Origin of the sequence: Chryseobacterium sp. AG844, from assembly GCF_003182335.1 — a bacterium.
GTDB lineage: Bacteria > Bacteroidota > Bacteroidia > Flavobacteriales > Weeksellaceae > Chryseobacterium > Chryseobacterium cupriresistens.
In genome coordinates this window covers 213009-227588 of sequence record NZ_QGTV01000003.1, presented here as the reverse complement: position 1 = coordinate 227588, position 14580 = coordinate 213009, and the positions used below count along the sequence as shown (strand labels likewise).

Genomic DNA, 14580 nt, shown 5'->3' with positions numbered 1-14580 from the left:
TCTACACTCAAAAAATTGTTTTATTCATAAAATTCAGTATCAGGACATGTAAGCTTCATACAGTTTAATAAGATCAGCCAGATTACTTGTTTTCAGTTTTTTATGGATTCTTTTTTTATAAGTACTAATTGTAGACATTTGAATATCCATCTCATTTGAAATTTCCAGGTTTCCGTTTCCTTTTACCATGAGCATAAAAATTTCATATTCCCTTTCTGATAAACTCTTTACAGCATCCAGTGCGGACGGCTGCAATAGCTTATTGACAAATCCATTAGGATAATAATTTCCTTCTGAAAACATCTTCATGACTGCTTCAGAAATTGTATCTACTTTACTGAGTTTATTAATGTATCCATCTGCCCCTTCTTTGATATATTGTATGGCTATTTCCTCTTCATACGCCGAAAAAACAAGTATTTTCAAAGCAGGATCAAGCTGTTTGATTTCTGAGATCATTTTTTTGTTTCTGCTTTCAGGCATATTAATATCCAGAATAAGCAGATCAAATTTCTGTCTGGAAATTTTATCGAGGGCTTCAGGATAATCTGAAGCGGTATCTATCAGTACATCAGGAATGCGTGCTTCTAAAATGATAGCGGTTCCTGTTAATACAATATCATGATCATCTGCTATAAGGATCTTTTTAATCATTTTTTTGATTTTTTTATAATTAATTGGAAAGAAGTGCCTTTGTTCTCGTTTCTTCTGATTATAATTTTACTTTCCAGCATCTGGAGCAGCTGCAGGATGAGATGAAGTCCCATACCATATTTCTGCAATAGCAGCTTTTCATTTTCAATATTCTCCTGAAGTTTGGTATAATATTCAATTTTATGGTCGTCCATTCCGATTCCTGTATCTGTAATTTCCAGAATAACAGTTTCCGGCTCATCTGCCCCGGTGATTATAATCGTTCCGTTTCTTGTATATTTTACAGAATTATCCATTAGATTATGAATAATCACAGCAAGAATATTTTTACTGATTTTCACCATTAATTTTTCATCTACATTATTAACAATTGTCGTATTGTGATTGGCTGCAATCTCATCAAAAAGGATTTTCTTTTCCTGCACCAGATCATAGAAAGAATACAGCTCTGTTTCATCACTCCTGTATTCATTATAAATATCAGCATACTCTTTCAGTGTTTTTGTAAAATTGTACAGCTGGTTAGATGATTTGTAAATAGAATTAAGAATTCTTTCAGTACGGTAGGCATTCTTTTCATCATAGTCCAAGGCTTCTTTGCTGGTTAAAGCAATAAATTTCAATGGTGTGGTAATATCATGGGTAATTGTTCCGATGAGCTTTTTCTGCTGTTCAATTTCTTTTCCCAGCTTTATCTGAGTGATTTCCAGATTTTCTACAGTTTCTGAAAGAGTTTTGGTTCTTAAACGGATAATTTCTTCCAGCTCACGGTTTTTCTTTTTATGAAAGCTCGTCCTCCACCTTACGGATACATACAGTAAAAGAAGAAAGATAAAAACAATCAATAGTTTAAACCATAATGTCTGATAAAAAAAAGGAGGAATGATAATTTTAATTTTTTTGAAAACGTATTCCTGCTTATCAGAAACGAGCATCCTGACGATAAGATGATGGGTGCCATGGCCAAGATTATTGAGTAAAAACTTCCGGTCTTTTCCTACAGACAGCCATTTATTGGTTCCATCGTCATCCAGTTTTGCTTCAATGACAATATTATCAGGGTTTGCATAGTAAGGGACATCGATAAACAGTTCAACCTGTCTGTTCTCCTGACTCAGTTTCAGGGTATCTTTAAACAATCTTTCTTTATCATCAACGAGGACTCTTTCTACATACATCGCTGCGGGATAATAACTTTTAACTTTCAACGGGTTAAAAAATACCAGTCCGCTTAATGAAGGCAAAACAAAATCTCCGTTTTTCAATTTGTTGCTATTGATATTACTTCCTCCATTAAACTCGTTGGTACTAAAGCCAGCTTCTTTTGAATATCTGTAATAGTTCAATTTAAAATTCCTGTTTTGCAGGTACTTTAAAAGTATGCTTTCTCTTATTTTATACAATCCATTATTGGTTGGAATCCAGAAGTAACCATTAGGATCTTCCATCAGGGTATGCGGTGATAAAAGATTGCCTTCAGAATCACCCGGCAGCTTTATAAGACGGTTGTTTTTTAAAAGATAAAAACCTTTTCCAAGTGTGGTTACCCATATATTTCCGTCTGCAGTAAGTACGATATCACGAACTGATAATTCATTTTTACCGTTTAAACTATAGATTTTGTTATGATTGACGGATATTTTATACAATCCTTTTATCGTACCAACCAGAATATCTCCTGCTTCTGTCAATACCATTTTGGTAGGTTCGTTGGCAAACAGGTATTTTTTCTTTAATGACTTAAAAGGCCAGTTTTCATAAATGCTTAGTGTGCCTGTGAACTCGGTATTTCCTTTTTTTTGTTTCACTGCCAGCACATAATATTTCCCATTGGCAAAGAAGAAATCATTCACCGTGTCTTCTCCGGTGGAAATACTTTGAAAATCTGTAAAATCAGACTTTTTACTGTATACAAAAAGAGTTTGTTCTCTCCGGGTTACAATATTGCCCTGTCTGTCAAAATTTAAAAAATACGATATACTTTTATCGAAGTTTTTGCTTTTAACCAATCCATAGCGGTTGTAGATTTCCCCTGCAGGATTAATTACACACGAATCATTATAAGGCTGGATCGCATAAAAAACAGCTGATGATTTTGGGATGTTCTTTTTCGAAGAGGTAAAATCTGTTAAGCTCACTATTTTGAGCCCGTCTGTACTGCTTCCAAGGTAAAGTTTTTTATATTTTTCATCATAATAAATGCACATCAGATTACTTTCGTCTATATGATCCAGCCGGATCAGTTTTGATAATTTAAGCGTTCCGTTATTGTAGATGCATCTGTAAAGGATATTATTATTCAGGACAAATCCCTGTCCATTGGTTCTGTTCCAGAAAATTTTGCTTCTGACATCCGCTACAATGGACAGATCATAAGAACCGGTAATTTTCCCTTCTTCTATTTTTTTAACCTTTTTAGCATTCCGATCAATATAAAACAGAATATCTCCTATTGTAAAGGCATTTGGATCATTTTTAAAAAGCGGCTTCACGTCCAGTTTAACCTGTGATTTTGAAAGAAAATCTTCATAAACAAAGGAATTCTGTGTGATAAAATACCTTCCTTTTTTGAAGTCCATAAAAAAATAGACTCCCGGAGACGGACTGTAACTGTAATTTGAAATACACAGATGATAATTGATATTCTCCCTAACAATAATTGTTGGACATCTTTTTATGTTTTTAAATACTTTTGGAATTTTTTGATGGATTAAAACCGTTTTTCCATCATCTACCGCCGTAAAAATACTGTCCTTATCAGCATCACCATAAAAATAGGTAAACCGCTGGCTATTGAGTGGAAATTTTTTATGAACAAAAAAATTAAGCCCGTCATATCTTACAATTCCGTTTTCTGTAGTCAGCCAGATAAAACCATATTTATCTTTTATAATATCTTTTACACTATTCTGAGGCAGTCCGTTATCTGTATTGAAAAACTGCACCGTGTATTGTTGAGAATAAAACAAAAGAAAAGCAAACAGAAAACCAACCGTAAGAATATTTCTACACAAAACCAATCATTTTTACCAATAGTGTAAAGATAATTTATTTAAAACACTTTATTGCTAAAATATAAGACATTACCTATAAAGTAGGTATTTTTCATGCTAAATATTTCTACAGACCGTAAATGAAGTTCAAAGATCCCTTGCCTGGTTGATATCGGTAATCGCAAAGCCTTATGTGTTCAAAATTGTTGATCACAAATCGGCTTTTCTGGATTTCAGAAGTATGTCTGGAAGTAGGAATGATTTTAATAAGTTGCCCGATAAAGCAGTTGCCGCATCAGAAAAGAAATAGTAAAAATTGGCTATTGATCTCCGAAATAACGGAGGTGGAAACTCTATGCTTATTGATAAAATCTTGGAATATATTAACGATCATCAAAAATAAATGAGGAGACTAATTGATAATCTCCCCGTTATTGTTTTCCAGCTTTTCGCGGAATCTCTGAAGATCTTCAGGAGCTGGTCTGGTCCAATCTGTCACTTCTCCGATAATTTTCAAAGGCATTTCGGAACGATAAGAGCGGGTGGGATTTCCGGGAAATTTCTTATCGGTAACATTGGGATCATTCTCAAAATTTCCTGTTGGTTCTACAATATACACACGTTCTGTACCCTCTCCCTTTGCTAATGCAGCAGCAAGTCCTGCTCCGTTTACCAAAGCGGTAAAATAGATATGATTCATTTTCAGGTCAGACTGATAATTGGAACTTCCGCCTGCTTTCAGTAAATCTCCAATTTTTAAATCTGTTTTTGTTCCGTGATAAAAAGGTCCTTTGTCGGACGGATGGTTTTTTAACTGTAATGCCAGTTCAGCATTCTTTTTTGACATTTCTGTATCTCCCGACTTCTCCCAGCATTGAGCAATGTTCTGATAAAGAGCGGGCAATGCACTTTTAACGGTATCATCATTAATTTTTAAAGCAAATTCTAAAGAAGTTTCAAGCCATTTCAACTGATCCTCAGTTGTTTTCTGGTTACGTGACAGATAATAAGCTGCCAGAAACTTTTCATGGTCATCCGTAGCTTCTTCCCAGGCTTGCAAAAATAATTCACCTGCTTTTTCAGGCATTCCTTTGTCTTCAAAATTCATTCCTTGCAGACAAAGCTTAATCACAGGATTAAAAGGAGAAAATTCCATGTTTGATTTTTTATTTCAAATCTAGCATATTCTGTTGGAATTGCGGGGACAAAATATCAACCACAAAAAAAGAGCTGTAACACATTATATTACAGCTCTTTAGTGGAGAATACGGGATTCGAACCCGTGACCTTTTGACTGCCAGTCAAACGCGCTAGCCAACTGCGCCAATCCCCCGTATTTTTATTTTTAAAGCGGTACAAAAGTAAGTATTTAAATGGTATTTGCAAATATTTTATCGTTTTTATTGAAATAAATTAGCTTTAATCTTCATAAAAACTTGAATTCCCCATTGAATAACTACCAATTACCCCTATTTTTGTCCGAAATTATATTACCCTTATGCAGCACTACACAGAAAGATTGGTTCTACGGGATATTACGATTGAGGATCAACAAGACATTTTCGACTACCGTTCCGATGCTGAAGCCAATAGATTTCAAAGCTGGATCCCTGAAACGCTGGAAGAGGTGGAAAATTTTATCCTGAAAAATACTAAAGAATTCAACCAGCCTGAAAGCTGGTATCAGCTGTTAATTACGGATAAAGAAACAAAAACGGTTATCGGAGATATCGGAGTTCATTTTACCGGAGATGAAAATGCACAGGTAGAACTGGGAATTACATTAAATACGTCTTTTCAGGGAAAAGGATATGCTTCTGAGGCTTTAAAAGGCATCATAAGTCACCTGTTTGATGATTTACATAAACACAGAATTACAGCGTCTGTGGATCCGGACAACACCGCTTCTATTCTATTAATGGAAAGAATCGGTTTACGAAAAGAAGGTCATTTTGTAAAAAGTCTGTTTTGGAAAAACAAATGGGTTGATGATGTTATTTATGCGGTTCTTCGGGAAGAATGGCTTGCCGGATAAGAATATAACTCCTTTCCGGGGATCAATATCACCATCAACTGTTCCGGCCATCTATTTTTACAAAAGTATCAACAGAAATCAACTTACAGTACTGTATATTTTTCGTAAAATGGAGTGAGTTTTGTTCTTACGATAATTAAAGTGACTAAGTCATTGCATATTAAGCAGGATATGATCATTGTCCGGTACCATTCTTTAATTGTAACCGTAATCCAGTTATCATTTTCTACCAATGGATACCTCTCTTTTTTAAAATACATAATTACATGATCCTTCCTCTTTCCGTTGAGTGAAAATAAGTCTTTCATAATGTTTTTGTAATCTGGTTGCTCTTATTTTAGCAGGTGTTATGTTGGGCTTATTTCAGGTTTTAGTTTAGTCCAAATATAGTGAAATAACTAAAATTTATTGTACAATTTCCTCAATAAAGAACATTATTAACAAAATATTCACATAAAATACTTATTAAAAGAAATATTTTCTGAAACTTTAACTCAGAAAGAAAAGTCCAGATCATCTGCAGAAGGCCTGAAATTGGAATGCATAATCGCTGTAAAATAATCGCAAAATATCTGGTACACTGCAGAATCAGTATCGGTTGCCCGGATTCCCAGCTGTGTATAAACAGTAAGGATCTGACGGGATAATTTTTGAACCAGCTCTACTCCATACTGATGAATCACGTGTTGTTTATCCTCCGGAATCTCTTTGTGACCGCCGAGTATTTGTTCTATTTCTCCGGCTATGCTGAATACCTTTTCCAAATGTTTTTCAACAGATTCAGTAAAATGTTTGAAATTGATTTCAGGACGAATACATTCTGCCTCTTCAATAAAATGAGAAGCGATTCCAAGATAATTGACCAACAGTGTTAAGTCCGCAAAAACCCGGAACGGAATGCTGTCCAGAATATCATTCGTGAAAAAAGTATCATAAACAAAGCTGTAATCTTCACTGACAACGACATTTTTAATGGCAAAAGAATAGGTTCCGCTGGCTTTCATTCCCATAGAGCTCCAATTGGGGATAATATGAACCTCCTCTTTAGGAACGATGAATGAATGGATGATCTCATTGCCGTCTTTATCCGTTATAACCTTACCATTTTCCATAACCCTGGCATTCAATGTAAAATGAGTCAAATGAGGTGCTCCTGTTGCAAAATTCCATGAACCGTTGATCAGATACGTGCTGTCATCCTGTTTTTCTGCCGTCCCGCCAACCATTCCGCTTCCTCCAAAGCAGGTTTCAGAATGTGTAAAGAATGATTGAGCAATTTCAGGTTTTATATTTCTGGAAAAGTAATTGGCACCGGCACAGAGTGTCAGCATCCAGCCGAAACTTCCATCGGTTTCAGCCCAGCCAAATAAGGCTTTAAGCCCCTCTTCAAAACGGTAGCCGAGTCCGCCATATTTTTGGGGAACCCAGATCTTAAGCAGTCCTTCCTCATGAATATGCTGCATTACTTTATCAGAAATTACAGAGGCGCCCTGAAGTTCTTGCCTGATCTCTTTAATACTCAGCATTAGCTTTGGATTTAATGATTTTCTGCCATTCTATATATCCTGAAATGGCCACTAAAAATAAAAACGACGTTAAAACAGCATAGAGATATAATTCTTTATGAATCATTAGCGGGATTGAAATAAGATTACTGACATTCAGTATTACCCAGTTTTCAATTTTTCTTCTTGCCATCAGCCACATTCCGGCCCAGGCAAAGGCGCTCACCAGAGAATCCCAGACCGGAACATCCGAGTCGGTAAAATGAGTCAGGAAGAACCAGAATAAGATAAAAGTTCCCAGAACAATTCCTCCGGTAATCCATTTTTCTGCAGTTGAGGTAACAGAGATTTCCATTTCGGATCTTTGTTTCCCGAATTTCCAGTACAGCCATCCGTAAATACTCATGATCAGATAATAAAGATTTAAGGTAAATTCAGCATACAACTTCGAATTTAGCATTACATAGAGTGTAAGCAGAATACCTGCAATTCCGAAAAGATAGTTGTTGACATTGTTTTTACGGGCCAGTAAAACCTGGATTACTGAAAATAAGACTCCGAACCATTCCGGTAAGGTAATTTGTTTTAAAATGTCCTGCATCATATTAATTATTAGAAATCAAATGATGAGATGATCAATAAGCAATCCCTACGCCGGCGTTATCCGGATCAGGTGTGGAAGTATATTCCTGGGTATCATCTCAGCCACCGTTATCTGTAGCACCCCATTGTTGGGCAAAGGTGCAGCTTTTTGTTGAAAAAAGAAAGGACTTTAGCCTATTATTTTTGAGATATGATCAGGATTATAAAGAGTCCGTCAGGTAAGTTTTAATTTTATAGCTCACTTTAAAAATTATATTATGAATCATCAGCAGGAAATATCGGTACTTAATGACTTACTACACATTACCAACGACAGGAAGGAAGGCTTTGAAAAAGTTGAGGGAAAAGTCTGGGAAATGTATCCGGATGTAAAAGATGAATATGAACATATGATTTCGCAGTCGAAAATCATGAAAAATGAACTGATCAACCTCATCACAGAAAAGCAAGGTACTCCGGAGGACTCAACGTCCATGGCAGGAGCTGTTCACAGAACATGGATTGACATTAAAAATTCTTTTACCATGGGAAATCTGATTGAATCTACATTAGAAAATGTGGTGTTTGGCGAAAAAGCAGCTATTGAAGCTTATCAAAATGCTCTGGATACTGGTGATCTCAGTCCAAAAAGTAGTGAGGTTGTATCTGAACAGCTTCGTATCCTGAAAGATTCTTACAGACAGTTTAAGAAAATTGAAGAATATAAAAAGAAAGAATAATCAAAAAACTCCTCTTCAAAAGAGGAGCCTTACTATAATCAAGAACAAAATAATATTTAATCACATCAAAATTATTAAATACTTTATGTTCATATTTATGATGCAGGTCATATAAACTGAATATTATTTGACTGCATTTTTAGCTTTTTCCGATTCCTGCAAATGATGTTCAAGTGTCGGAAGGGTTTTCGCTGCGAAAGATTTTAATGAAGCTTCTGTTCCTTCAGATGCCTCTTTTTTGAAGGCTTCCACATCTTCTTTATGATCACTGACCATTAGATCTGTATATTTTTTGTCAAAGTCTTTACCTTTCTTAGCTTTCAGGTCATCATACATCTTCTGCTTTTCGGCATCCAAACTTGTGGGTAAGGTATACCCTATTCCTGATGCCCAATTCTTAAGCTCGTCATTCGCTTTGGAATGATCGGTTAGCATCATTGATCCCAAAGATTTTACCAATGAGTTTTCAGCGTTTGTCGCGGCCAGTTTTCCCATCATTACCTCCATCAGTCCTCCTATGGCTGCATTATCTGCAAACTTTTTGTCCTGATCGCTGAGAGCACTTTTCTGATCTTTGGTGTCTGACATTTTGGTGGAGTCGCTTACCGTCATTCCTGATTCTGCAGGGGCAGACATTGTGGTACTTTCCTCAGATTGACTCGTGGTTGTCGGCTCGTTTTTTTTGCAGGCCGTTAAAGCAGCCAATGCAAAAATTGTTACTACAAGATTTTTCATAATAATAAATTTTAAGTGGTGATATTAATGAAGTCAAACAATGACTTTGTTTATAAATGCAACAATTTATCTGCCAAAAAAAAGATTAAAACATTTATAGCCTACTCATAAAACATTATGAATAAATATTTTACGACTTACTAACCAACCTAAATGTAAGATTAATACGCTCCTTCATAGAGGTTAGAGACTTGGCAATACGATGTTCCCAGTTTTCCTGAAGGTCTCCTTTCATAATCAATAATGATCCGTGAGGAAGAGGCAGGCTGTATTTACTCTGATGATGGTCTTTTTTCCTGAAATCAAAATTTCTGGTCTGCCCCAGACTCACTGATGCAATCACCGGACGTTTCCCATATCTGCTTTCCTTATCCCGATGCCAGGCAACAGAATCGTTATGATCTCTGTAAAGGTTCAACAGTACGGAATTGAACTGATACCCAAATGTTTCTTCTATTCTTTGTTTTAAAGAAAACAGTTCGGGTGTCCAATGATGGGCATCGAGTTCATTGTCTGCAGGATAGGCATTTTTCTCATCTCCATACCAGGCGGTTAGGCGTGGGGTCAGAACCATCTTATCGTACATTTTCTGGGTACGCTGTTTCCAGGGAGCTGTTTCAAGCAGATGAATTTTAAGGCGGTCAGCTTCTTCCTGATTCAGGAAATGTTCTCTGTATTCCAGAAGGTCTTTTGGAAATTCGTACAGATCTGCTGATTCGAACAGGCTAAGTTGGGGCATTTTTAAACTTTATAAATGGCAGAATACAGTTTTCTTTTACAGTATAACAGTTTGGGTATTCAATTACAGTTCATTATTAAAAACCAAATTGATACAAATAATATCCACAAATATACTAAAACTGATACAAAATCAACCAGAATAAAAATGCTGCATTTTAAACCTTTCCGGATTTCAATAAAAAAAGGAGACCTGATTTTTTCAGGTCTCCTTTTTAAAGATTGTATTTACATGGCTTTGCTGTTAAGATTGGTATCAGCAACTTTTGTAAGCAGTTCATCACATTTTTTTTCTTCTTCCAATGTGCTTAAAAAGTTTTTAAGACACTCTTCTTCCTTCAATACTTTTGCGAATGCTGCCAGTGTTCCATAAGTAGCAATTTCATAATGTTCAACTTTTTGCGCTGCTGCAATAATGCCCGCATCTCTTACTGCTCCCGGTTCTGTCTCTTCCATAATGCTCTTTCCTTCATCCAGCAATCCCTGCATAGCATCACATTTTTTTGCCTGGGCTTTTTTTCCTAATGCTTTAAAACATTCTTCCAATCTTTCCACATGGCCTTCTGTTTCCGTAATGTGCTTATCAATGCCTTGTTTAAGCTTTTCACTGGTTGCATTTTTCATCATTGCCGGCAGCGCTTTCAGCAGTGCTTTTTCAGCCCAGTAAATATCTTTCAGCGCATCTTCAAAAAGATCTTCCAAACTTTTGGCTGCATTTTTTTTAGCCGGAGTTTTTGCTTTTGCTGTTGTTGCTTTTTTGGCTGGTGTTTTTTTGGTTGCCGTTTTAGTTTCCATATTATAATAATTTAGTGATTGATTGGTGGTAAATCTGCAACTATAAGACCATTTTTGTCCAAAATACAGAGATGTGGTATCTAAAATTACAGGAGCTTATATGGTAAGTTAAAATTAGAATAGCTGTTCGCAGAGAATAAAAGGCCTGAAAATTTGCCAATCATTACGGTGTTTGTTTTTTTACCCATATACTTACCGAACCAGAATTTACAGTAAACACCGCTTTCCCGTTTTTATCTGTATAAATTTCTTCATGACGGTTCTTTAAAAAATCGGTATAAACTGAATCCGCATGTTCTTTTCCCAGTTCTATTTCTTTATAACCCTCTTCACTGTTAGACAAAATTACAATGCATCCCGGATGCTTTTCATCTCCTTTCCGTACAAAAGCCACGCAGTTGGGATGATCAAAATAATCGATCTGCTCACCATATGCAAAAAGCTTTCTCGCTTCAAGCAGACCAGGAAGTTCTTCAACCTTCGGCATGATGATATGCACTTCCTGTTCATCTTTTATATCGATATAGTCTGCACCAAAAAGGTCGGGATAAAATATGCAGGGATAAGCTTCATCGGTAAGAAGAATAATAGCATAAGCCAAGGGCTTGAACCAGTCTTTCACCGCAGATTCAAGAGCCTGCAGCTGCTGTGTATCGTGATTTTCAACAAAAGAAACAGAGAATACCGGTTTCTTTTCCAGGAAACTTCCTTTTAAAATCCGGCTCATATCATAATCTTTACCATCCTGTGATGCTTTAAAGAAATTATAATGCAGCGGAGCATCAAAACAAGAGATAAGATCAGACATTTTATCGGAAAAATACTCAATTTTTTCTGCCTCGTCTTTCCAGAATTCGCCTAAAACAAAACATTCAGGATTTACTTCTGTTTTAATATAGTAGATCCAGTCTTTCAAAAAGTCGGAGGAGATATGTTTTAAGGCATCCAATCTGATTCCGTCTACTTTCGTTGTTTCCATATACCATCTGATCCAGTTTTTCATTTCCTCCACAACATAAGGATTACGGTACTCTATGTCAGCTCCCATCAGATAATCATAATTACCGAACTGATGACTTACTGTATCTGTCCACTCCTCACCATATTCATTATGGATTTTAAAAACCCCCTTCATCTCCTCACCTTCTCTGATCACATAGTCAATGCCGCTGAAACAGCGGTAGTCCCATATAAAGTCCGAATACACTCCCTTTCTTCCCGGAAAAGTAAATTTCGTATAGGCTGAAACCTCCATATTTTCAGAGATTCTTTCATTACGGTTTTCTTCATTCAGCTGATGTACCATAATCTTTTCTTCTTCATCTCCTCCCATCCTATGATTTAAAACAATATCTGCATATACAGACATTCCCGCTCCATGCGCTTTCTCTATGGCGAGTAAATATTCAGCTTTCGTCCCATATCGGGTTGGTATACTTCCTTTCTGATCAAATTCTCCCAAATCATAAAGATCATAGACATCATAACCACGGCCTTCCCTATTGAGACTGCATTTATTGGCAGGAGGAAACCAGACGGCAGTAAACCCCAAATCTTTTAAATATTCTGCTTTTTCAGCAAACTCATTCCATAGGTTTCCGGGATGATACCAATGGAAAAACTGAATAATAACTCCATTCATATCCGTTAAGATTAACCGTTAACAATTAAACCTCCATTAGGATGAAGAACCTGTCCCGTTATCTGTGATGAAGCATCTGTGGCAAGAAATAGAAAACTTGCTGCCACTTCTTCGGTAGAAGCATTACGTTCTAGCGGCGGTTTATTCTGATCTTCATCTTCTTCTCCAAATGTTTTTTCCGTAAGCGGCGTGGCCACCGGTCCGGGTGCAACAGCATTCACCCGTATTCCTTTAGGTTTAGCCTGCAGTGCCAATGAACGGGTGAACGAAACGATAGCGCCTTTGGTTGCTGAATAATCCAGTAATTCTTCATGTCCCAGATAGGTAGTAGCTGAAGTAGTATTGATAATAGAATCTCCTTGTTTTAAATAAGGGAATACGATCTTTGTCAGAAGGATCATTCCAATAATGTTGGAATCGAAAGTCTTGCGGATATCCTCCTCTTTAAGATTTTCTATACTTTCACAGGGAACCTGGGTTCCGGCATTATTGATCAGGATATCTATTCCTCCTAATTTGGATACAACTTCATTAACAACAGATTCACAAAATTTGCTGTCATTAATATCTCCTTCAAACGAAAGAACTTTTCTTCCTGTTTTTTTAATTTCATCCACTGTTTTCATGGCATCTTTGGCATCATGATAGTGTATGAAGGCAATATCAGCTCCTTCTTTAGCAAATAAAAGAGCGATGGCTTTACCAATTCCGCTGTCTGCTCCTGTAATAAGGACAGATTTATTTTTCAGTTGTAAATCTTTCATAAGTGATTATAGTTTATTATTGAAATCGGTTTATTCTTTGTTTTTCCGGTTCTTATCCAGTTCCAGCTTAAAGCATCCCAGAATGAATTCACTGTAATAGAGCTGGGCATTAACAGGCTTGGTTCTGGAATGCAGATCTAATTTCTCTGAAAGAACCACTTTTCCTTTGTGGGCAATGGCAAAGTAAGCGAAGAGCTTCCCTTCTGATTCTTCCACCGGAGTGGCATATCCTGTAACTCCAATAGACCAGTCGGTTTTGTAGAGTTTACCTGCCTGCAACGCCATTGTCTCAGCAATATGAGGAGATACAGAGTTATATTGTCTTGCTTCCAGAGCATCTACATCAAGAAGGTTTACCTTTTCTTCTAAAGTATACGCTGTCATGCCGCCTTTAAAAAATTGGGAGGCATCCTTCATCTGGGAAAATGAAAACTGTAAAAATCCGGCTGTAACACTTTCAGCCGTTGAAACGGTTTCCTGTCCGGAAAGAAGATACTCTCCGATACGTTTAAACAGTTTCTCGAGTTCTATGACGAAATGCACCAGGGATTTCACTGACAGTGAATCAGCGTGGGCAATTTGAGAAGATTTTAAAATCATGCTATATATATTATAATAGTATTAAGACTATTCTTGCACGGGATCCTGTGAATGTTCTTTTTCTTGGGATAGTTGTCCAAGTTTCTCATAATATTTGTGAAGCTTGTCCAGTTCTTCTTCCGTCAGATCTTCAATATCCACCAGTCTGTTGCTGGCCTTTTCATAGGATGCTATCAATTCGTTGAGTTTTATCTGAATAGCCTTAGAGTCTTTATTCTGAGTTTTTTGAATCAGAAATACCATCAGGAAAGTAATAATAGTGGTACCGGTATTGATAACAAGTTGCCAGGTTTCTGAATAATTGAAAACAGGTCCGCAAACAGCCCACACAACCACCAGTAAAGTGGCACCCATAAAAGCACCCGGACTTCCGGTTATACAGACAACACGGTCTGAAAACCTTTCAAAAAATTTTTTTTTCATAAATAATACGATTTTGAATAAAATGGTAATACAAGTTATCAAAACAACAGTATAAAAATTATGATTCAAGTCATCTCTGACTTTTAATACATAGCTATTATTATAGTATATTTTCCAAGAATATTTAGTTTTATTTAAAAATATGGAGAAGCACATAATTATTTTTACCCGTTAAAAACAAGCCCTTTTTTTGATCAATCTCTTTTATAACAAATTGTAAACGAAAGATGTGGAATAATTAACATATTCAAAAAAGCGAGAAATAAAGCATATTTAAAAAACTGAATAAAATCACTTCGCTAAGATTTAATACTTAATTAAAAAATAATTATCCATCTTTGCAGCCTTAAAAATCAAACACGCTAGTTTATTTC

14 protein-coding genes, 1 tRNA gene and 1 riboswitch are annotated in these 14580 nt (G+C 36.2%); of the genes, 2 read left to right on the top strand and 13 right to left on the bottom strand.

Annotated features, from left to right (window positions below; genetic code table 11):
• Window positions 1-39: 39 nt before the first annotated feature.
• From DEU40_RS04905 to DEU40_RS04890, 4 genes are all read right to left on the bottom strand, one after another.
• Window positions 40-654 (bottom strand): response regulator transcription factor, encoded by a 615-nt coding sequence (locus DEU40_RS04905; RefSeq protein ID WP_110008794.1) that lies wholly within the window; start codon window positions 652-654, stop codon window positions 40-42.
• A complete protein-coding gene (locus DEU40_RS04900; protein WP_228406442.1) occupies window positions 651-3668 on the bottom strand; it encodes an ATP-binding protein in 3018 nt (1005 codons plus the stop codon). The genes DEU40_RS04905 and DEU40_RS04900 overlap by 4 nt, the downstream gene beginning before the upstream one ends.
• A 391-nt stretch (window positions 3669-4059) precedes the next feature.
• The gene (gene arr / locus DEU40_RS22835; protein ID WP_410493747.1) at window positions 4060-4494 is read right to left on the bottom strand and encodes an NAD(+)--rifampin ADP-ribosyltransferase; all 435 of its coding nucleotides are present in this window, start codon (window positions 4492-4494) and stop codon (window positions 4060-4062) included.
• Between the two features lie 412 nt (window positions 4495-4906).
• Window positions 4907-4980: transfer RNA gene (locus tag DEU40_RS04890), tRNA-Ala, on the bottom strand.
• Window positions 4981-5145: 165 nt separating this feature from the next.
• Between DEU40_RS04890 and DEU40_RS04885 the strand changes: the two genes are divergently transcribed.
• Window positions 5146-5682, top strand: a complete 537-nt coding sequence (locus DEU40_RS04885) for a GNAT family N-acetyltransferase (protein ID WP_110008791.1) — start codon at window positions 5146-5148, stop codon at window positions 5680-5682.
• A 494-nt stretch (window positions 5683-6176) separates the two neighbouring features.
• On the opposite strand, the gene DEU40_RS04880 is transcribed toward DEU40_RS04885, so the two are convergent.
• Both DEU40_RS04880 and pnuC read right to left on the bottom strand, forming a co-directional pair.
• Window positions 6177-7208, bottom strand: coding sequence for a hypothetical protein (locus tag DEU40_RS04880; protein WP_110008790.1), 1032 nt, complete (start codon window positions 7206-7208; stop codon window positions 6177-6179).
• Window positions 7195-7791, bottom strand: coding sequence for a nicotinamide riboside transporter PnuC (gene pnuC / locus DEU40_RS04875; RefSeq protein ID WP_110008789.1), 597 nt, complete (start codon window positions 7789-7791; stop codon window positions 7195-7197). Before pnuC ends, DEU40_RS04880 begins: the two co-directional genes overlap by 14 nt.
• A gap of 25 nt (window positions 7792-7816) precedes the next feature.
• Window positions 7817-7925, bottom strand: a riboswitch (TPP riboswitch).
• A 122-nt stretch (window positions 7926-8047) separates the two neighbouring features.
• Between pnuC and DEU40_RS04870 the strand changes: the two genes are divergently transcribed.
• The gene (locus tag DEU40_RS04870; RefSeq protein ID WP_110008788.1) at window positions 8048-8509 is read left to right on the top strand and encodes a PA2169 family four-helix-bundle protein; all 462 of its coding nucleotides are present in this window, start codon (window positions 8048-8050) and stop codon (window positions 8507-8509) included.
• Between the two features lie 123 nt (window positions 8510-8632).
• On the opposite strand, the gene DEU40_RS04865 is transcribed toward DEU40_RS04870, so the two are convergent.
• The 7 genes from DEU40_RS04865 to DEU40_RS04835 all read right to left on the bottom strand — a co-directional run bounded on the left by DEU40_RS04865 (window position 8633) and on the right by DEU40_RS04835 (window position 14206).
• Window positions 8633-9244, bottom strand: coding sequence for a DUF4142 domain-containing protein (locus tag DEU40_RS04865; RefSeq protein ID WP_110008787.1), 612 nt, complete (start codon window positions 9242-9244; stop codon window positions 8633-8635).
• Window positions 9245-9374: 130 nt separating this feature from the next.
• A complete protein-coding gene (locus tag DEU40_RS04860) occupies window positions 9375-9983 on the bottom strand; it encodes an alpha-ketoglutarate-dependent dioxygenase AlkB family protein (protein WP_110008786.1) in 609 nt (202 codons plus the stop codon).
• 227 nt (window positions 9984-10210) lie between these two features.
• A complete protein-coding gene (locus tag DEU40_RS04855; RefSeq protein WP_062670015.1) occupies window positions 10211-10777 on the bottom strand; it encodes a ferritin-like domain-containing protein in 567 nt (188 codons plus the stop codon).
• A gap of 163 nt (window positions 10778-10940) precedes the next feature.
• Entirely contained in the window at window positions 10941-12419 is a 1479-nt protein-coding gene (locus tag DEU40_RS04850; RefSeq protein WP_110008785.1) for an alpha-amylase, read from the bottom strand.
• Between the two features lie 11 nt (window positions 12420-12430).
• Window positions 12431-13183, bottom strand: coding sequence for an SDR family oxidoreductase (locus tag DEU40_RS04845; protein ID WP_110008784.1), 753 nt, complete (start codon window positions 13181-13183; stop codon window positions 12431-12433).
• Window positions 13184-13213: 30 nt separating this feature from the next.
• On the bottom strand, window positions 13214-13783 hold the full coding sequence (locus DEU40_RS04840) for a CinA family protein (protein WP_110008783.1): 570 nt from the start codon (window positions 13781-13783) through the stop codon (window positions 13214-13216).
• A gap of 27 nt (window positions 13784-13810) precedes the next feature.
• Window positions 13811-14206, bottom strand: a complete 396-nt coding sequence (locus DEU40_RS04835) for a low affinity iron permease family protein (RefSeq protein ID WP_110008904.1) — start codon at window positions 14204-14206, stop codon at window positions 13811-13813.
• Window positions 14207-14580: the final 374 nt, after the last annotated feature.